13 protein-coding genes are annotated in these 19,514 nt (G+C 72.1%); 7 read left to right on the forward strand and 6 right to left on the reverse strand.

Annotated elements, in window-relative coordinates:
* The first annotated feature begins 37 nt into the window (after positions 1-37).
* The 5 genes from AB0M02_RS20470 to AB0M02_RS20490 are packed head-to-tail and all read left to right on the forward strand — an operon-like array spanning position 38 to position 10,086.
* Positions 38-3,076, forward strand: coding sequence for a DUF4132 domain-containing protein (locus tag AB0M02_RS20470; RefSeq protein ID WP_364228875.1), 3,039 nt, complete (start codon positions 38-40; stop codon positions 3,074-3,076).
* Positions 3,073-4,179 (forward strand): AAA family ATPase, encoded by a 1,107-nt coding sequence (locus tag AB0M02_RS20475; protein ID WP_364228877.1) that lies wholly within the window; start codon positions 3,073-3,075, stop codon positions 4,177-4,179. Before AB0M02_RS20470 ends, AB0M02_RS20475 begins: the two co-directional genes overlap by 4 nt.
* Positions 4,176-6,803 carry a DUF5682 family protein gene (locus AB0M02_RS20480; protein WP_364228879.1) on the forward strand — a complete coding sequence of 876 codons (2,628 nt, stop codon included), beginning with the start codon at positions 4,176-4,178 and terminating at the stop codon, positions 6,801-6,803. Before AB0M02_RS20475 ends, AB0M02_RS20480 begins: the two co-directional genes overlap by 4 nt.
* Positions 6,800-7,915, forward strand: a complete 1,116-nt coding sequence (locus AB0M02_RS20485) for a VWA domain-containing protein (RefSeq protein ID WP_364228880.1) — start codon at positions 6,800-6,802, stop codon at positions 7,913-7,915. The genes AB0M02_RS20480 and AB0M02_RS20485 overlap by 4 nt, the downstream gene beginning before the upstream one ends.
* A complete protein-coding gene (locus tag AB0M02_RS20490; RefSeq protein WP_364228882.1) occupies positions 7,912-10,086 on the forward strand; it encodes a hypothetical protein in 2,175 nt (724 codons plus the stop codon). Before AB0M02_RS20485 ends, AB0M02_RS20490 begins: the two co-directional genes overlap by 4 nt.
* Before the next feature lie 42 nt (positions 10,087-10,128).
* On the opposite strand, the gene AB0M02_RS20495 is transcribed toward AB0M02_RS20490, so the two are convergent.
* Positions 10,129-10,839, reverse strand: coding sequence for an ElyC/SanA/YdcF family protein (locus AB0M02_RS20495; RefSeq protein ID WP_364228884.1), 711 nt, complete (start codon positions 10,837-10,839; stop codon positions 10,129-10,131).
* A gap of 17 nt (positions 10,840-10,856) precedes the next feature.
* Between AB0M02_RS20495 and AB0M02_RS20500 the strand changes: the two genes are divergently transcribed.
* Complete coding sequence (locus AB0M02_RS20500) at positions 10,857-11,552, forward strand: GNAT family N-acetyltransferase (protein ID WP_364228886.1); 696 nt, start codon at positions 10,857-10,859, stop codon at positions 11,550-11,552.
* 120 nt (positions 11,553-11,672) lie between these two features.
* Here the strand turns inward: AB0M02_RS20500 and AB0M02_RS20505 are convergent, their stop codons facing one another.
* The 5 genes from AB0M02_RS20505 to AB0M02_RS20525 all read right to left on the reverse strand — a co-directional run bounded on the left by AB0M02_RS20505 (position 11,673) and on the right by AB0M02_RS20525 (position 17,024).
* Positions 11,673-12,671: a hypothetical protein gene (locus AB0M02_RS20505; RefSeq protein WP_364228888.1), complete on the reverse strand. Its 999-nt coding sequence runs from the start codon at positions 12,669-12,671 to the stop codon at positions 11,673-11,675.
* Between the two features lie 77 nt (positions 12,672-12,748).
* The gene (gene egtD, locus AB0M02_RS20510; RefSeq protein WP_364228890.1) at positions 12,749-13,711 is read right to left on the reverse strand and encodes an L-histidine N(alpha)-methyltransferase; all 963 of its coding nucleotides are present in this window, start codon (positions 13,709-13,711) and stop codon (positions 12,749-12,751) included.
* Entirely contained in the window at positions 13,708-14,448 is a 741-nt protein-coding gene (egtC, locus tag AB0M02_RS20515; protein ID WP_364228892.1) for an ergothioneine biosynthesis protein EgtC, read from the reverse strand. Before egtC ends, egtD begins: the two co-directional genes overlap by 4 nt.
* A complete protein-coding gene (egtB, locus tag AB0M02_RS20520; protein ID WP_364228894.1) occupies positions 14,449-15,741 on the reverse strand; it encodes an ergothioneine biosynthesis protein EgtB in 1,293 nt (430 codons plus the stop codon). It abuts the gene before it with no gap.
* Positions 15,738-17,024 (reverse strand): glutamate-cysteine ligase family protein, encoded by a 1,287-nt coding sequence (locus tag AB0M02_RS20525; protein WP_364228896.1) that lies wholly within the window; start codon positions 17,022-17,024, stop codon positions 15,738-15,740. The genes egtB and AB0M02_RS20525 overlap by 4 nt, the downstream gene beginning before the upstream one ends.
* 190 nt (positions 17,025-17,214) lie before the next feature.
* Between AB0M02_RS20525 and AB0M02_RS20530 the strand changes: the two genes are divergently transcribed.
* A complete protein-coding gene (locus AB0M02_RS20530; RefSeq protein WP_364228898.1) occupies positions 17,215-19,458 on the forward strand; it encodes a glycoside hydrolase family 3 N-terminal domain-containing protein in 2,244 nt (747 codons plus the stop codon).
* Positions 19,459-19,514 lie beyond the last annotated feature (56 nt).

Raw genomic sequence — 19,514 nt, forward strand, 5'->3', positions numbered from 1 at the left:
GGAGTTCGTTGTGTACCCGTCGGCGTGGAGTAAGCATGTGTTGCCGCGCCGGGCCGATGCCCGGGCCGTCCCGCCGGCCGGCCCGGATCGGCTCCGGGAGGCCGCCGAGAAGATCGAGCAGCACCGCGAGGGCGTCGAGGCCTGCCTGGCCAACCCCGGCACCGACCCCGCCCTCGTCGCCGCCGTCCGCGCCGGGTCGCCGCTCGGTGCGGCCGTGGAGGCGGTGGCGCTGCTCGGCAAGCGCGGCTGGCGCAACCCGTCGTGGCTCGAGGAGGCGCTGGCGGACACCTGGACGGCAGCACATGGGCCGGTCTTCGCCGCGGCCGCCTGCGCCGAGCTGTCCGAGCTGGCGCTCGGCGACTTCACCCGGCACCGTTCGATCATCCGGCGCGGCCACGCGGACGTCGAGAGCTTCGCTCTCGGGCTCGCCGTCCTGCTGCGGCCGCTGATCGTCTCCTCGGACTCCTACGACGAGATCGTCGCCGCCCTGGCCGTTCTGCGAGGCACCGGGCTCGTGCAGCGGGCCGTCATCTCGGTCATGGTGCCCGACGAGCGGGAGTGGGCCGAGGAGGTCTGCGCCGAGGCCGTCGCGGCACGGCGGGACGAGGCCTTCAACGGGCTCCTGCTCACGGTGGTGACCTCGGCGGACACCGCGCTCGCGCTGGCCGGGACGATCTCGCCGTGGTGGGTCGTGGAGCAGCCGGGCCTGCTCCACACGTTCGCCGCCGGTGCCGGGGCGGCCGCCGTGCCCGCGATCGAGCACTGGCTGGACCACGACTACATCGACGTGGAGACGAAGCAGAGGCTCTACGGGATTCTCGCCGGCATCCCGGCCGACGAGGCTGTGACCGCGCTGGTGGCCCGGCTCGACGAACCGCGCGTGCCGGGCGCCGTGATGGAGGCGGCCGGACATGACCCGGAGCGCGCCGTCCGGGTGCTCGCCGCGGCCGAGGGTGACCTGGCGGCCCGGATGCTGCGGACGCACCTGGCCAGCCATCCGTCGCTCTGGGACCACTCGCCTCGCGCCGCATCGGTGGCGGCTGAGTTCCGTCCCGATCCCGCCGGGGAGGCTCGTTCACTGCCGCCGATTCTTGCCACTCCGCCATGGACACGTGCCCGCAAGTCCCGCAAGCCTCTGGTGGCGACGGTGCCGGCGTGCGAGGAGGAGGCCGCCCTGGTGTGGGCGCCGGGGGAGCGGGAGGCGTGGATCAGTTCGCAGCAGGAGCGGTGGGGCGGGTCCGGGTGGCCCGACTGGCAGCAGACCGCCCGCATGGTCAACACCCGGCGAGTCAGTGTGTATGCCGAGGTCAGCTTCTTCTTGAGCGCTCCCGATGAGGTGGCCCGGCCGCTGATCGGCGGCTGGCGCCCGGAATATCTGTGGTGGGCCGGGGACTGGGGCAAGGGTGTGCTCGCCCGCTTCGAGACGGCCGCACTGCCCCTGCTTCTGCGGATCGTCCGGCAGGCGCCCGCGCAGATGGCGCCGGTGCTGGTGCCGGTCGCGTCACCCGAGGTGGCGCTGATGATGGCCGACTGGGCACAGCGCCTCAAGACGGTGCGGCCGGTGGCCATGGCCTGGTTCGCCCGGCATCCGGCCCTGGCCGCGCGGGCCCTGATTCCGGTGGCCGTGGGAAAGCGCGGGCCCGCGCGTGAGGCGGCCGAGCAGGCTCTGCGCCTGATCGATGCCGCCGTGGTGCGTGAGGCCGGTTCTCTCGCTGCTCCGGCGGTCGACGAGATCCTCTCCGTGGATCCGCTGACGGTGCTGCCCCGGACGCTGCCCGTGCCGCCGGGCTGGGCGAACCCGCTCCTGCTTCCGCGGGTCCGGCTCACCGGCGGCCGAGGTCACCTGCCGGTGTCCGCGGTGCGCGATCTGATCACGATGCTCGCGCTGTCCCGGCTGGATCGGCCGTACCCCGGGGTGGCCCTGGTCGCCGCCGAGTGCGAGCCGGGCGACCTCGCCGAGTTCGCGTGGGCGCTGTTCGACGAGTGGCGGTTCGCCGGGAGCCCCGCCAAGCAGAACTGGGCACTCGACGCGCTCGGCCTGCTCGGCGACGACGGCACGGTGCGGCGGCTCGCGCCGGTGATCCGCGCCTGGCCGGGCGAGGGCGGCCACGCCCGCGCGGTGACCGGGATCAACGTGCTCGCCGAGATCGGCACCGACGTGGCGCTGATGTACCTGAACGGCATCGCGCGGAAGGTCAAGTTCAAGGGCCTGAAGGAGCGCGCCGAGCAGAAGATCGCGGAGCTGGCGGCGGGACTCGGCCTGACCACCGAGGAACTGGCCGACCGTCTCGTGCCCGACCTGGGCCTGGACAGCTCCGGCGGGCTCACCCTCGGTGCGTATCGGGTGGGCTTCGACGAGCAGCTCAAGCCGTACGTGGAGGACGCGTCGGGCAAGCGCCTCAAGACCGTGCCGAAGGGGTTGCCGGAGTTCGCCGCGCTGAAGAAGGACGTGCGAGTGATCGCCGCCGACCAGATCGAGCGGCTCGAACACGCGATGGTCACCGGGCGGCGCTGGCGGGTGGCGGACTTCCGGCGGTTCCTCGTCGAGCACCCGCTGCTCTGGCACCTCGTGCGGCGGCTGGTCTGGATCAGTGGTGCCGGTGCGTTTCGGCTCGCGGAGGACCGTACCTTTGCCGACGTGCGCGACGAGCCGCTGAGCCCGGGTGACGACGATCTTGTCGGTGTGGCTCATCCGATTCAGCTGGGTGATCAACTGGCGGACTGGGCCGAGCTTTTCGCCGACTACGAGATTCTTCAGCCGTTCCCGCAGCTCGGCCGGAAGGTGTTCCGGCACGGCGACGTCGAGGTCGTGGGCGCCGTGGTGCCGACCGGCAGGCTCATCGGGCTGGAGCGCCGCGGGTGGAGCCGGGACGGCTCGGGTGACGGCGGCGTGCAGTGCGAGCTGGAGCGGCAGACTTCCGCCGGCTTGATCACCCTCGAGTTCGAGCCCGGCGTCGTGTTCGGCGCGTTCGACCCCGACACGCTGCAGAAGGTGAATGCGGTGTCCCGGCTCGACGGGTTGGATCCGATCACAGTTTCCGAAGTACTGCGCGAGCTCTCCGAGGTGATCCAGTGACCGATGTCCTGACCGGCGCGGCTGTGCAGCGGCCACCCGCCGAGGTCCGCTACGCCGGCGAGCTGACCCGGCTGCGCGCCTCCGACGAGGGCGCGCCCCGGCCGCCGGGCTGGGCGCTGAGCCTGCGTGCCGCCCGCGCCTTCATCGTCGGCGACGACGCGCTCGGGGTCACCCGCAAGTTCGTCGGCGACCCGTCGCTGATCGACCGGGCACTGGTCAGCCTCGCCACGAGCCGTGGACTGCTGCTGGTCGGCGAGCCCGGCACGGCCAAGTCGCTGCTCTCCGAGCTGCTCGCGGCGGCGGTCAGCGGCGACTCGACGCTGACCATCCAGGGCGGTGCCGCCACCACCGAGGACCAGATCAAGTACTCGTGGAACTACGCCCTCCTGGTCGCCGAGGGACCGAGCGAGCGCTCGCTCGTCCCGGCGCCCCTGCTGTGTGGCATGGCACAGGGCCGGACCGTGCGGTTCGAGGAGATCACCCGCTGCCCGCTCGAGGTTCAGGACTGCCTGCTCTCGCCGCTCTCCGACCGGGTCATGGCGGTGCCGGAGCTGCCCGGTGACGCCGGCATGGTGTTCGCCCGGGACGGTTTCAACATCATCGCCACGGCGAACACCCGTGACCGCGGCGTCAACGACATGAGCTCGGCCCTCAAGCGGCGGTTCAACTTCGAGACGGTCTTCCCGATCGCCGACTTCGACACCGAGCTGGCACTGGTCGAGTCCGAGGCCACCGCGCTGCTCGAGCGGTCGGGCGTGGCGGCGCCACCGCGGCGGGACGTGCTGGAGGTGCTGGTCACGACGTTCCGCGAGCTGCGCGACGGCCGGACCGCGCGGGGCGACGAGATGGAGCGGCTCTCCGCGGTGATGAGCACGGCGGAGGCGGTGTCGGTCGCGCACGCGGTCGGGCTGCGCGGGTGGTTCCTGAACGGGACGGCGGGCACCGCAGCCGACCTGGTCTCCTGCCTGGCCGGTACGGCGGCCAAGGACAACGCGGACGACCTGGCCAAGCTGCGGCGCTATCTGGAGCAGCAGACCTCTTGGCGCACCGGTGAGCAGTGGCGGGCGTTCCGGGACGCGCGGCGGGAACTGCCCGGCGGATGAACCTGACGGTCATCGGGGTCCGGCACCACAGTCCGGCCTGCGCGCGGCTCGCCTCGGCGGTGATCGCTGAGCTGCGCCCGGCGTACGTGCTGGTCGAGGGTCCGTCCGAGATGAACGACCGGATCGGCGAGCTGCTGCTCGGGCACGAGCTGCCGGTGGCGGTGTTCACCAGCTACGCGGACGGGGATCGGCGGCACGCGTCGTGGGCGCCGTTCTGTGCGTACTCGCCGGAGTGGGTGGCGATGCACGCGGGCCGGGAGGCCGGGGCGGAGCTGCGGTTCATCGACCTGCCGGCGTGGCACGAGGCGTTCGCGGACCGCAGCAACCGGTACGCGGACGCCGAACAGCGATATGCGGAAGCGGTTGAGCGGCTGTGCGCGGCGTTCGGGGTGGACAACACGGACGCGCTCTGGGACCACGTCGTCGAGATCTCCTCGCCGTCGCCGGCTTCGTTCTCGTCGCCGGCGTCTTCCTCGTCGTCGGCGTCATCCTCGTCGTCGGCTCTCGCGGGGCGGCTCGAGGCGTACTTCGACGTGATCCGGGGCGACGCTGCGGCGGGGGCTTCGGACGCGGCTCGGGAGGCGTACATGGCCCGCTGGATCCGTGCCGCCTGCGCGGACGCGGGGGAGCGGCCCGTGGTCGCGGTGGTCGGCGGCTTCCACCGGCCGGCGCTGGTCCGCCTGGCCGCGTCCGGGAGCACCGACTGGCCCGAGGTGCCGCGGCCTCCCGACGGCGCGACCGCCGGCAGCTATCTCGTGCCCTACTCGTTCCGGCGTCTGGACGCCTTCGGCGGATACCAGTCCGGGATGCCGTCGCCGGAGTACTACCAGCGGCTCTGGGAGGACGGCCCGGCGGCGGCCGCGCGCTACCTGATCACGGCGGTCGCCGGCCGTCTCCGCGGTCGCGGCCAGCCGGTCTCCACGGCCGACCTGATCGCCGCGCGGGCCAGTGCGGAGGCGCTCGCCCGGCTGCGCGGGCACGAGCACCTGTCCCGGGTCGACGTGCTGGACGGACTGGCGGCCGCGCTGGTCAACGAGGCATTGGACGTGCCGCTGCCCTGGTCGGTGCGAGGTTCGATCACGGCCGGGCAGCACCCGGCCGTGGTGGAGATGACCGCCGCGCTCAGCGGGGAACGGGTCGGCTGGCTGCACCCGGACACGCCGCTGCCGCCGCTCGTGCACTCGGTCACCGCGGACCTGGAACGTCACGGGCTGGACCGCTCCGGCGAGCATGACCTCGCCCTGCTCGAACCGGCGGGCCGGGAGCGCAGCCGCGTGCTGCACCGGTTGCGGGTCCTCGGCGTACCCGGATATCACCGGGCAGCCGGCCCCCGCGCCGGACTCGACCCGGTCCTGACCGAACGCTGGGCCGTCCACGACCACGAGCACCGCCTCGTCGCCCTGATCGAGGCGGGCGGGTACGGCGGGACGCTCTCCTCGGCCGCCGCGGCCCTCCTGGCCGAGCGCATCGAGGCGGCGGCCGGTGACCTCGGCGCGCTCGCCGACGCGCTGTTCGACTCCGCGCTCTGCGGCGTGACCGACCTCGTGGGCGACGTACCGGAACGCCTCGCCCGCGGGGTCGCCGCCGGCACCGACCTGGAAGGCCTGGGCCGGGTGCTGTCGGTGACCCTCGCGCTGTGGCGCCACGACCGCATGCTGGGCGTCTCGGGCAGCCCCGCCCTCGCCGGCGTCGTGGCGGCGGCGACCCATCGGATCCTGTGGCTTGCCGACGGCTGGCACGGCGCCGGTGCACCCGCCGACCTGGGCCGGATCCGAGCCGTCGTCGCTGTCCGGGACTCCGCCCTGCACGCACGCGGGGCCGGCGTCGACCGCGCGACGGTGGCCGAGGTCGCCGGCCGGATCTCCGCCGATCGAGCCGCACCACCCGACCTGCGCGGCGCTTTCTACGGCCTCACCCGAATCCTCGCCGAACAGGCCCCCACCCCGCCGGACCCGCCCGCTTCGCCGTCCTCGGCCGCGCCGGGTCGGTCCGCTTCGCTGGATTCCTCCCCCTCGTTGGCCGCGCCCTCCCCGCCCCTGGCCGCGGCGGGTCGGTCCGCTTCGCTGGATTCCTTCCCTTCGTTGGCCGCGCCCTCCCCGCCCCTGGCCGCGGCGGGTCCGTCCGCTTCGCTCGATTCCTCCCCTTCGTTGGCCGCGCTCTCCCCGCCCCTGGCCGCGGCGGGTCCGTCCGCTACGCCGGATTCCTCCCCTTCGTTGGCCGCGCCTTCCCCACCCCTGGTCGAGCCGGGTGTGGCGGTTCGGGGGGCGTTCGCGGCGGGGACGGCGGGGGACTGGCTGTCCGGGCTCTTCGCGGTTGCGCGGGAGGGGGTGCTCGCGCCCGGCGGCATCCTCGGGCTGCTGGACGAGCTCGTCGTCGGACTGGGTGCGGAGGAGTTCCTGCTGGCGCTGCCCGCGCTGCGGCAGGCGTTCGAGTTCTTTCCGCCGAGGGAGCGGGAGACCATCGCCGAGCAGCTCCTGGCCCGGCGCGGTCTTGCCGGTTCGGCGCGGGATCTGCTGCGGGCCACCGTGGCACCCGAGGTCGTGGCGGCCGGGTTCGCCCTGGACGAGGCGATCGAGGAACGTCTGGCGAGGGCCGGGCTGATCGAAGCGGGGGACAGCGCATGACCGACCCGGGACTGGAACGCTGGCGCCTGATCCTCGGCGAGCCCTCCGCGGGTGCCCTGGGTGGCCTCAGCGGGGACGCGGCCGAGCGGGACGCCGCGCTCGACTGGCTCTACGGCCGCGACGAGGGACTCGCCCGGCGCGACATCCGGCGGCACGGCGGCCGCGGCCCGTCCCAGCTGACCACGGTCGACTGGCTGGACGGGATCACCCGGCTGTTCCCGAAGGAGACCGTGGAGCGGCTCCAGCGCGACGCCGTCGAACGCTACGAGGTCAACGACATCGTCACCGACCCGGCCGTGCTGGAACGGGTCGAGCCGAACCCGTCGTTGCTGCGGGCGGTGCTGCGTACCAAGCACCTGATGAACCCCGAGGTCCTGCGCCTGGCGCGGCGCATCGTCGACGCGGTCGTCCGTGACCTGGTGGCCCGGCTCGCCACCGAGGTGCGGCAGAGCTTCTCCGGCGCGCGGGCCCGGCGGTCCACCCGCTTCAAGCAGGCCCGGGACTTCGACGCGCGGCGCACCATCCGGGCCAACCTGGGCCGGTACAACCCGGAGGACCAGCGGATCTACGTCGAGACGCCGTACTTCCTGTCCCGCTCCCGCCGGCACCTGGCCCAGTGGCAGGTGATCCTGCTGGTGGACCAGTCCGGCTCGATGGTCTCCTCGGTGATCCACTCAGCCGTCACCGCCGCCTGCCTGTGGGGCCTGCCCGGCGTCAAGACGCACCTGATCGCCTTCGACACCGCGGTCGTCGACCTCACCAGCGACGTCAGCGACCCCGTCGAACTGCTCATGAAGACCCAGCTGGGCGGCGGCACCGACATCGCCCGAGCCGTCCGCTACGCCGCGCAGCTCGTGGAACAGCCCCGGCGCGCGATCGTCGCCGTCGTCAGCGATTTCTTCGAGGGCGGCTCGGTCAACGACCTGGTCCGCTCCGTCGGCGCCCTGGTCGACCAGGGAACCATCGTGCTGGGCCTGGCCGCCCTCGACGAACAGGCCGACCCCGCCTACGACCGCGACTGCGCCCAGAAACTGGCCGACGCCGGCGCCACCATGGGCGCCATGACCCCCGGCGAACTGGCCGCCTTCGTAGCCGAACGAGTGGGCCGATGACCCCGCCGAGCGCTGCTTCCGCGCCGGGCGCTGCTTCCGCGCCGGGCGCTGCTTCCGCGCCGGGCGCTGCTTCCGCGCCGGGCGCTGCCTCCCTGCCGGCGCGGGCGGATCTGCTGGCGCTCGATGCCGACGCGCTGACCGCCCTGACCAACCGGGGCCTGGTCAAGCGCGCCGCCCGGGAGACCGACCGGGAGCCGCCACGGCTGTCGGGTGGTGCGGACGCGACCGTGGTCGCCGACTTCAGTGACGGAGTCCGGACGGAGCTGCCCCTCGGTGGGCTCGACCGGGCCGGCTGTTCCTGCGGCGCGGTCACCGTCTGCCGGCATGTGATCGGGCTGGTCTTCGCCTATCAGACGGGCATGGCGCCGGCGGCCGAGACCGAGGGCTCCGGTGACGCTGTCTCAGATCCACCCGTCGACCTCCTTCCTGCCGCGCCGGCTGGATCCCCCGGCGCCGCACCTCTCGGGCCGGATGGGGAGGAGGGCGCGGCCGGCTCCTGGTCACCGGGGGAGTTCAGTGACGAGGAGCTGGCGGCGCGGATCGGAGCGCGGCTGGTGGAGGCGGCTCGGCGGACGGCGCGGGCCGGGTACACGGCGCGGGTGCGGCGTGGCGTGACGCCGGTGGTCGAGTTGGCGTCGGCGAGCGTGCGGTTCCTGGTGCCGCGGGACCTCGGTTATGTGCACACAGACGCGCGCGCCGGCGTACGCGATGATGTTGTTGCTCTTGCGGTTTGGGCGTTTCGGGCCGCTGATGAGAGTGACCCCGACGCTGCCGAATGTGTTGTCGACGTCGGTGGTTCCCGGACTGAGCCGACGCGGGACGGCACCGGGCTGGAAGCGGTGGTCGAATTCGCCGGTGAGGTGCTGCGGGCCGGGGTGGTGCACGCCGGTGAAGGGCTGGCTGCCGCGGCGGCGGGACAGCTCAGTGGCCTGGAGAGGGCCGGGCTGCGGTGGCCGCTGGATGCGACGGCTGAGCTCGCCGATCAGCTGGGGGCCTATCGGGAGCGCAGTGCGCGCTATGCGCCGGAGACCGTTGCGGACCTGATCGCTGAGCTGTTCGCCAGGCACCGTGCGGCTGCGGCCGGGGGCGGCAACGGGGCGCGGGCCAGGGTGCTCGGTTCCGGCGAGGCGGCGGAGACGCCGTTGAGGAGGGTACGGCTGGACGGCCTCGGAGCCCGGGTCACCGCAGTCGACAACCAGCGCCGCGTCGAGATCTTCCACGCGCACGCGACGACGGGTGTCGTGCTCGTCTCCCACCGGCACTGGACGACCCAGGATGACGGTGCCGCGCTGGCCCGGCGCCGGTCGGGTGGTGCGACTGTCGGTGCGCTCGCCGGCGGTGTGCTGGTGACGGAGTCGGCCGTGCGCAGTGCCAGCCGTGTCGTTCGTGTCACTACGAGCCGGATCTCCCAGTCGACGGTCACGCTCACCGACAGTTCCTGGGAGAACCTGCCGCCCACGCTGTTGACACACGACTACGCCGAACTCGCCGGCGAACTGGACCGCATGCCCCCGCGCCCTGTTCGCGCCCGGGTCCGAGCCGAACTCGTCCGGGTCCTGGCCGTGGCCGAGGTCGGCGACATCGACTACTCGCCCGGATCCCAGCGTCTCACCGTGGAGATCCGCGACGCTCAGGGGCGCGCGGCGCTGGTGACGGCCACGCACGCCGCCGTCGCCCCGGGTCGCCTCGATGCGGTGGCGGCTGCTTTCGGTGGTCATCGGGGCGCAGTCAGGTATGTGGCCGGCAGCGTCCACCGGTCCGGCGGCATCCTGGTCATCGACCCCTGTGCGATCGCGGCCGACGGTCCCCCGATAGTCCCGGATCTGGCGGATCCGGGCTCGCTGCCGTCGCTGATCGCCGCGGCGTCCGTGCCCGGGTCGTGCACCGGTGATCTCGAGGACGGGGTTGGCACTGATCCGCTCGTCGACGCGGTGGGTGCGGCTCGGGAGGTGCTCGCGGAGTTCGCGCACTCGGGTCTGGCGCACCTGCCGCCGGCGGCGGTCGGGCGGTTGCGGCGGGCGCGGCAGGCGCTCGCGGAGGTCGGTCTGCACCGGGTGGCGGCTGCGTTGGACGGGCTTGCCGCTCAGCTCGGTCCTGACCCGGGAACGAAGGCGGTGATTGCTTGGGTCGACGCCTACCTGCGGGTGGGCCTGGCGGCAGAGCTCCTGTGATGGTCTGCGGCCGGGCTCTGTAAGGCGTGGGGGCAGAGCCGGTCAGTTCGTGTTTACGGCGGTTTCCACGCCGGTTTCGTGGCGGCCCAGGAATACGGGGTCGCGCTGGGAGAGGACGTCGGCGGCGGCTTTGACGGCTGCGCCCTGTTCGCGGAGTTCGCCGCGGAGCCAGACGGTGCGGTAGACGCGTACCGAGTCGTCGCCCACGCCGGTGGCGTCGATGCCGAGGGTCCGGCAGAGGGCTACGGCTCGGGGGAGGTGGAAGTTCTGGGTGACGACGATGGCCCTGTCGACGCCGAAGACGCGGTGGGCCCGCGAGCACGAGTCGTACGTGTCGAAGCCGGCGTGGTCGAGGACCACGCGTTCGGAGGGTACGCCGTGATCGACCAGCCAGCGGAGCATCGCGCCGGGCTCGTTGTAGCGCCATTCTCCGTGGTCGCCGGAGACCAGGATCGCCTTGATCTTTCCGGCTTCGAGGAGTTGGCGGGCGACCTCGAGGCGGGCGGCCAGGAACGGGGAGGGGCTGCCGTTCGGGTCGACCTGGGCGCCGAGGACCAGGGCCACGGGGGCGGGCGGTACCGAGTCGAGGTCGTGGACGTGACCGGCGGCGGTTTCGCGTACCCAATGATCTGAACCGGCCATGATCAGAACCGTGAGTGTCGCGCCCAGCGCGACCGACGTCGCCAGCCGGTTGATCACGGTGCGGAGAGAGGGAAGCTTCGGCACCGGCCCGAGGATGGCAGATTCGGTCAATGCGGCAGCATGACCCGGTGATCGAAAAAGACACGCTGATTCGTTGGGCTCTCGCCGCGCAGGACGCCCGGGTGTGGCGCCGGCCGGATGCGGTTGTGGTGGCTTGCCCGGACTTGTCGCATTGGGACCGGCTGGTGATGGGCGGCGATCCGGCGGCGCTGGCGGAGCTTGTCGGCGAGGTGCTGCCGGAGGTGGGTGGGAACTTCCGCCCGTTCGGGGATGAGGAGCTGGTCGCTGACGTGGTCGGGCGGGTTCCGGGGTTGGCGGTCAGCGCACGGTTCGCGTGGATGGAGACGCTGGAGCCGGTTGGTGCGGGAGTGCGGGGTGGGGTGTCGGCGGAGTGGCTGGGGGAGGACTCCTGGCCCGAGGTGAGTGCGCTGCTAGAGGAATCATTTCCGGACTCCTATGCGAAGCCGGGTGGTGCGGGGGTGCGCCGGTGGGCGGGGATCCGGGATGAGGGCGGGCGGTTGGTGGCGGTGCTCGCCGAGGCCTGGTCCACCGAGGAGATCGGGTTTCTGGCCGGGGTGACCACTCGGCCTGAGGTACGGGGGCGCGGGCTGGGGGCCGAATTGTGTGCTTTCGCGACCGATGAGCTACTCGGGAGCCGGGAGCGGGTGGCGCTGATCGTGGACTACTGGAATGTGGCGGCTGTCGCGACATATCGGAAGTTGGGGTTCAGCACCCGGCCGGTCGCCGCCGCCCGCCAACGCTGACCGGCGCGCACCGGCGAAGGGAGCACGATGCCGGGATGGGGCGGCGCGGGCCGGGACGAGGCGCGGGCCGGCAGGGGCGCGGGCCGGCGCACCGGGAGGAGCGTGCGGGCCGGCGCGGGGTCAGGGGAGTTGGGCGTCGGCCCAGGATTGCCAGGCGTCGAGCCAGTGGAGTTTGGCGGCGTTCAGGGATTCGATGCGGGCGTGTTCGCCCGGGCGTAGGCCCTGGCGGCGTAGCCAGGCGACCTGGGCGGGGCGGCTGGGGACGTCGGTGCTGAGGCCGGTGCAGAACAGCAGGGTCTCGTCGACAGCGCGGTTGCGGAGGGGCTCGTCGAGGCGGAACCAGGTGGCCTGGTGCTGCAGGTTCGTGAGCTGGTCGAGCATCATCCGGAGTAAGCGCTCGGCCTCGTGCTCAGGCTGGTCGGCCAGGTCGGCCTGGCGCAGGACGGCAGCGCGCCACAGCACGCCCCACTCCTGCGGGAGCCGGGGAGTGGCGTGTTCACGGTCGGCGCGCAGGAGTGCCTCCACCAGGAGCTTGTGGGGCTCACCGGGAAGCTCGGGAAGCGGGGGTGCGGGCTGCGGCGGGGGCGGAGGGGCGGGCACGGCCGAGATGAGCTGGTGGAGCTCGGGCTCGGTGAGGGTGTGCAGTGAGGCCGGGGAGTGCCAGTCGTGCGCCACGACGGTGATCTCCAGGTCGCGCAGCCAGCAGCGCAGTGCCCACCAGCGGTCGCCGGCGCGCAGGAGATGGCCCGCGACGGTGCGGCCGTCGACGGTCACGGTGCCGTCCTCGCCGGTCCATGCGACGGCGGAGAAACGGTCCTCGCGGGTCCGCATGTGGTGCTCGAGGGACTGGCGCAGCGGGGCGGCGGAGATCGTGGTGCCGCCCCAGCGCGTCGTCTCCACGGTGACCCAGGGACCGGGTGCGCCGGCGGCGCCGAACGTGATGGTGACCGAGTTGACCAGGCCGTTGGTCGCCTCCCAGCCGCCGAGCCGGCCGGCGGGAAGGTCATCGGCGCCCATCAGCACGGCGACCGGCAACGGCCGCACGCGTAACGCCCGGCGTAGCTCGTCGCGACTGTCCCTGATCAGGTTTTCGGGACTGCGCAACGGATCGAACTCCACGGGCGGGCACCTCCTCGGTCCGAGCCAGTCTGCCACTGTCCGGTTAGGACGCCGCGCAGCGAAACACCCGCCCGTTTTCAGCGATGTGCAGCCCGCGCGAGTGCCACACCGAACCACGACTGTGGATCTGTCCACCAATGTCGCAGCTCGAAGCCCGCTTCACTCAGTTCGGCCGTCAGTCCCTCGCGGCGGAACTTCGCGGATACTTCAGTGAGCATTTCCTCACCATCCGTGAAATCGACCGTCATGTCCAGTGCTGACACCCGCACGGTCTGTGCGACCCGGGACCGCAGCCGCATTTCGATCCACTCGGGACCGTCGGCCCAGACGGCGACGTGCTCGAACGCGGACTCATCGAAGTCGGCGTCCAGCTCCCGGTTGATGACCCGCAGCACGTTGCGGTTGAAGTCGGCGGTCACTCCGGCTGCGTCGTCGTACGCCGGAACCAGCACCCCAGGGTCTTTGACCAGGTCAGCCCCCAGAAGCAGCCACTCGCCGTCCCGCAGCACCGCCCGCAACCCGCTCAGGAACGCCGCCCGCTCGGCCGGCTCCAGATTGCCGATCGTCCCGCCGAGGAACGCCACCACCCGGTTGTCCCCGTCCGGCAGGTGCTGCAGGTGTCGCCCGAAGTCACCCACCACCCCGCTCACGCTGAGCCCCGGATAGGCGTGCCCGAGCGTCTCCACCGCCGCTTCGAGAGCCGCTTCCGAGACGTCCAGCGGTACGAACGCCCCGAGCGTCCCCCGCCCGACCATCGCGTCGAGCAGCAGCCGTGTCTTCTCCGACGAGCCGGACCCGAGTTCGACCAGCGTCTTCGCGTCGGTGATCCGCGCGATCTCGGGTGCCCGGAGGGTGAGGATCGCCCGTTCGGTACGGGTCGGGTAGTACTCCGGCAACCGCGTGATCTCCTCGAACAGCTCACTGCCGCGGGCGTCGTAGAACCACTTCGGCGGCAGCTGTTTCGGTGAGGCGGTCAGGCCGGCGCGCACGTCGGAGCGAAGCGACCGGGCGAGATCCCGGTCGTCGATCAGCTTGATCACGAAATCTCCTCGACAGAGAGGCTGGAGGCGGTGGCGACTACCAGCCGGTTGTCCGGAATTGATTGCCATGCGGGGTCGGCGTCGAGTGGCTCGGACGCGATCAGCACGGAGCCGCGGCGGGCACGTACCGACAGCGAGTGCCCGAGGGTGGTGGCCACGAGCTGGGCGCCGTCGGTCAGCAGCAGGTTGAGCCGGGAGCCGGGCGCGACGGCGAGCACCTCGGTGACGACGCCCGCAACGGCCTTCGCGGCCGGTTCACCGGAGCGCAGTTTCGCCAGCAGCAGGGCGAACAGGACCGCGGAGTCGGTGGGAGCGGGCAGGGTGAGCAGGTTCTTGACGGGAAGCTCGCCGGCGAGGCCGGTCAGAGAGCGGGGCCAGTCGCGCACCACCCCGTTGTGGCTGAAGAGCCATCGGCCGGAGACGAACGGTGCCGCCGCCGGCTCGGTCACCGGCATGCCCACGGTGGCTGATCGCACCGCCGCGAGCGCCGCACCCGCCGAGGTCACCGCGGCGAGTTGCGGCAGTGCCGGGTCACTCCAGACCGGCATGGCACTCGCATAGCGCACCGGCTCCGAGGCGGAGGGATACCAGCCGACACCGAAGCCGTCCGCGTTGATCGTGCCTCCGCCACGCATGTCGCGCGGGGCCCACGCCTGCGTCACCAACGCATGCGGCGGGTCCAGGAGAAGATCTTTCAACGGTACGGGAGGACCGAGATAGCCCAGGTGACGGCACATTCAGACGACGTCCCGCGCGCACCGGAAGCCGCTGAAGATCTGCCGCCGGATCGGGTGGTCCCAGTTACGGAACGTCCCTCGGCATGCGGCCGGATCCGTGCCGAACGAGCCACCGCGCAGCACCCGGTAGTCCCCGCCGAAGAACACTTCGGAGTACTCGCGATAGGGGAACGCCGAGAACCCCGGATATGCCTCGAACCCGGACGACACCCACTCCCAGACGTCACCGATGAGCTGGTGCACACCGAGCGGCGACGCGCCCTGAGGATAGGCCCCCGCGGGTGCGGGCCGCAGATGCCGCTGTCCGAGATTGGCATGCGCGGGCCCCGGCGACGAGTCACCCCACGGGTAGCGCCGGGACCGCCCGGTAGCCGGGTCCCAGCGGGCGGCCTTCTCCCACTCCGCCTCCGTGGGCAGCCGTTTGCCCGCCCACGCCGCATACGCCTCCGCCTCGAAGAAGCAGACGTGCACGACCGGTTCGTCCATGCGCAGGGCTTCCACGCGGCCGAAGACCCGGCTGAGCCAGGAGTCACCGTCGCGGATCCAGTGCAGCGGCGCGGCCAGCCCGGCCTCCTGGCGGTGCGCCCAGCCCCGGGCACTCCACCAGCGCGGGTCCCCATATCCCCCGGCGCTGACAAAATCGAGATAAGCCCGGTTTGTGACCAGCGCGGCGTCGAGGAAGAACGCGGGAACGTCGACAGTGTGCGCGGGCCGCTCGTTGTCCAGCGCCCACGCGTCGGTGTCGGTACCCATCGTGAACCGGCCGCCGGGAATGAACACCTCACCGCCGACGGGGACCTCCGGCGACGGCGGCGCGGGCGCGGTCAGCACCGGTGAGCCCAGGCGCAGCTGATGGGTGGCCAGCATGGTCTCGTCGTGCTGCTGCTCGTGCTGGACGATCATGCCGAACGCGAAGCCGCCGTCGACCAGCGGCCGGTTGTCGAATCGGACCCGGTCGAGCACGTCGAGGGCCTTGTCGCGTACCTGGGCGACGTAGGCGCGGGCCTCGCGAGGATCGAGCAGCGGCAGGGCCGGGCGGTCGCTGCGGGCGTGTTTGAAGGCGTCGTACAGCTCGTCGATGTCACGGCGTACCGGGTCGCGGCCGCCGACGTCACGGACCAGCCAGAGTTCCTCCTGGTTGCCGACGTGCGCCAGGTCCCAGACCAGCGGCGACATCAGCGGGGAGTGCTGGCGGGTCAGGTCGTCGTCGTCGACGGCGTCGGTGAGCAGCGCCGTACGCGCCCGCGTGCGCTCCAGTTCGGCGGCGATCGTGAGCCGCAAATCCTGGGTCATCGAGCTCCTTGATTCGAGGTGAAGGAAGACGTCATGAGGGGTCCGGAGTAGAGGCGCCGGGCGACGATCTCGGCCACGGCGTCACGGACCCCGGAGGGCAGTCCGGTCCGATCCAGATGGCGGCACGCCAGTTCCGCGAGCCCCACAGCGGAGGCCCGCACCGCGTGATCGGCCAGCCCACGCCGGGCCGCGGCGTGCCACCGGCCGGCCGAGGGCGCGGCGACGTCCCGGGCGCAGTCGGTCAGCGTCTCGTCGGAGAGCAGCGCGACGATCAGCGCGAACGGCGCGATCCACTCACCGCCCGGCTGGGTGTCGAGGTAGCGGACCTCCAGGTAGCCGCGCGGGCGTACCGGCGGGAAGAGGGTGCTCAGGTGGTATTCGAGGTCCGCCGTCGTCGGCGGCCGGTCGATCGGGCCGCCGAAGCGGGGCGAGCCGCGCAGGCGGGGCCCGATCCGCCGCAGGGACATTCGTCCGGTGCCGTGCGATCGGTGTTCGAGCCCGCCGGTCGCGATCCAGTCGGCGAACGTCGTGCCCGGCGGCGCGTCCCACCGGCCGCCGTCGCGGCGGACGCAGAGAAGCGGTGCGTCCAGCACGTATCGCGCCCAGGCCGCGACCGGGTCATCGGTGAGCGGCACCGGGCCGGTGCGCCGGCGGTCGATGCCGTACCAGGTGGCCATCCGCGCGGACGCCCAGCCGGTGTCGCGCCCGGCGTGGAACCGGGAGTTGGCGAAGAGGGCGACCAGGGCCGGTCCCCACTCCTGCAGCGCGGCCCAGCGGTGTGGGTCGGTGCCGTCGAGGCAGATCTGCAGGCCGGCGGTGCTGCCCATCATGGTGCGCCCGGCGCTGTCGAAGGCGCGCTCCATCGCCGCGTATCGCGGTGTGTCGAGGATGCGCCGTGGCGGCCGATGGGGGTCGATGCCCCGTTCGCCCAGGATGATCCGGGAGCGGGCCAGCAGCTCGGAGAGCGCGGCGTGGTCGGCGGTGACCGCGGCGTACAGGTCGGTCAGCGTCGCGGCCGGTGCCGAGGAGATCTCCACCTGGCCGCCGGGTTCGACGGTGACCGAGCCGCCGGACGGCAAAGGCACGGGTTGCGGGTTGCCGAGCGAGGTGGGTGCGTGCTCACCCAGCGCGGCGGTCAGCTGATCGGCCCGCAGGTACGCGGACGGGTCGGTAGCGTGGTGTGTGGTCCATTCCAGTTCGGCGCCGACGAGTCGCGGTGGGCCGGTCTTGAAGCAGATGCCGGAAATGTGCTCCAGCGCCTCGCTTGTCTCTCGAAGAATCACGCTCACTCCAAGTAATCGCTCAACCTCGATGAGTAGGGTCTCCGGGAGACCATACCGGCATCCGGGTAAATCCACCTCCCCGGACGGATGACGCGAGATCGACAAGTTCCGGAACCTATATGGGGTGCCGGAACCGGTTCCGTGCTGGAAGACTTCGAGCCGTTCGTGTTCAGCAGACCGGAGGCAACGCATGCCCGCAGACTTCCCGTATCAGGATTCTTCGCTCCCCGTCCAGGAGCGCGTGGAGGATCTGCTGGGCCGGATGTCCCTGCCTGAGAAGATCGGGCAGATGCTTCAGCTCGACGCACGCCAGGACATCTCGGAGATCGTTCTGGAGAAGCTCGCCGGCTCCATCCTGCACACCTCGCCGGCCAAGCTGATCGAGGCCGCGGCGCTGGTCGAGCGCACCCGGCTGCGCATCCCGCTGCTCACCGCCGAGGACTGCATCCACGGTCACGGCTTCTGGCCCGGCGCCACGGTCTTCCCGACCCAGCTGGGCATGGCGGCGAGCTGGGACCCGTCGCTGCTCGAGCGGGTCGCCCGGGTCACCGCGATCGAGGCCGCCGCCACCGGCATCCACTGGACCTTCTCGCCGGTGCTGTGCATCGCCCGGGACCTGCGGTGGGGCCGGGTCGACGAAACTTTCGGCGAGGACCCGTTCCTGCTCAGCGAGCTGGGTGCCGCGATGATCCGCGGCTACCAGGGTGACGGCCTGACCGACGAGACCGCGATCCTGGCCACCGCGAAGCACTTCGCCGGCTACTCGGAGACGCAGGGCGGCCGGGACGCCAGCGAGGCGGACATCAGCCGCCGGAAACTGCGCTCGTGGTTTCTGCCGCCGTTCGAGCGGGCCGCCCAGGAGGGCTGCCGGGTGTTCATGCTCGGCTACCAGTCGATGGACGGTGTGCCGATCACGGCCAACAAGTGGCTGCTCAACGACGTGCTCAAGGGCGAGTGGGGCTTCACCGGCACGCTCGTCACCGACTGGGACAACGTCGGGCGGATGGTCTGGGAGCAGAAGGTCTGCGCCGATTACGCGGAGGCGGCGTCGGTCGCGGTCAAGGCCGGCAACGACGTGGTGATGACCACTCCGGGCTTCTTCGAGGGGGCCCAGGAGGCGATTCGGCGCGGCCTCCTGACGGAGGAAGAGATCAATGCGGGGGTACGCCGGATCCTGCGCCTGAAGTTCGAGTTGGGCCTGTTCGAGAACCCGCGCACCCCCGACGCCGAGCGGCAGCGGGCGGTGATCGGCCGCCCGGAGCACACCGCGCTGAACCTGGAGGTGTCCCGGCGCTCGCTCGTGCTGCTCCGTAACGACGGGACGCTGCCGCTGCCCGCCGCGGAGTCGAAGCGCATCGCCGTGCTCGGGCCGAACGCGCACAACGTCTCGGCGCAGCTCGGTGACTGGGCGGGCGACTCCGGCCAGGTCGACTGGATGCCGGACGGCCACCCGCGCGAGCTGACCACCACGGTGCTCGACGGGCTGCGCTCGCTGGTGCCCGCCGGGTGGGAGGTCACGTACGAGCAGGGCGCCGAGATCGTGCGCCTCGTGCCGGACCCGGACGGCGAGACGTTCCCGGACGGCCAGCCGCGCCCGCCGATCGCCGAGCCCATCCCGGCCTCGCCGGACGCGATCGCCGCCGCCGTCGCCGCGGCGCAGGATGCCGACTACGCGGTCGTGGTCGTCGGTGACACGGTCGAGCTGACCGGCGAGGGCAAATCCACCGCCACCCTCGACCTGCTCGGCGGCCAGATCGAACTGCTCGACGCGGTCGTCGGCACGGGCACCCCGACGGTCGTCGTGCTGATCAACTCGAAGCCGCTGGTCCTGCCGCCGTCGGCGCTGGAGGCGTCCGCGATCATCCAGGCGTTCAACCCGGGCATGTGGGGCGGCCAGGCCATCGCCGAGCTGCTCCTGGGTGTGATCGAGCCGACCGGCCGGCTGCCCATCTCGGCGGCCCGGCACGCCGGCCAGCAGCCGACGTACTACAACCAGCTGCGCGGCCAGCACGGCACGCGGTACGCGGACCTGACCCAGGATCCGCTGTTCGCGTTCGGCGAGGGCCTCAACTACACCACGATCGTGTACGACGGTCTGACCATCGGCGAGCCGGACGTCTCGGCGGACGGCGTGGTGCGTGCCAGTGTGCGGCTCACCAACACCGGTTCACGGCCGGCGCTGGAGACCGTGCAGGTGTACGTTAGCGACCTGGTCACGAGCGTGACCTGGGCCTCGCGGGAGCTGAAGGCGTACAAGCAGGTGCACGTGTCCGCGGGTGAGAGCGTGACGGTGGAGATCGAGGTGCCGGCGAGCGTGTGCACGCTGGTCGACGCCGAGGGCCACCGCGTCGTCGAGGCGGGCGACTTCGAGCTGCTGGTCGGGCCGAACTCGCGGCCGGAGGCGCTGCACTCGGCGAAGTTCCGGATCAGCTGAGAATCGCGCGACCACACACTCTCCGCCCGGCGCTCGCGGCGCCGGGCGGGAGTGGG

It is taken from the genome of Actinoplanes sp. NPDC051861, assembly GCF_040681145.1.
GTDB lineage: Bacteria > Actinomycetota > Actinomycetes > Mycobacteriales > Micromonosporaceae > Actinoplanes.

Coding starts and splice junctions, on each gene's coding strand:
- AB0M02_RS20480 (WP_364228879.1), top strand. CDS start 4,176: ATGAACCTGACGGTCATCGGGGTCCGGCACCACAGTCCGGCCTGCGCG.
- AB0M02_RS20485 (WP_364228880.1), top strand. CDS start 6,800: ATGACCGACCCGGGACTGGAACGCTGGCGCCTGATCCTCGGCGAGCCC.
- AB0M02_RS20490 (WP_364228882.1), top strand. CDS start 7,912: ATGACCCCGCCGAGCGCTGCTTCCGCGCCGGGCGCTGCTTCCGCGCCG.
- egtC (WP_364228892.1), bottom strand. CDS start 14,448: ATGTGCCGTCACCTGGGCTATCTCGGTCCTCCCGTACCGTTGAAAGAT.
- egtB (WP_364228894.1), bottom strand. CDS start 15,741: ATGACCCAGGATTTGCGGCTCACGATCGCCGCCGAACTGGAGCGCACG.
- AB0M02_RS20530 (WP_364228898.1), top strand. CDS start 17,215: ATGCCCGCAGACTTCCCGTATCAGGATTCTTCGCTCCCCGTCCAGGAG.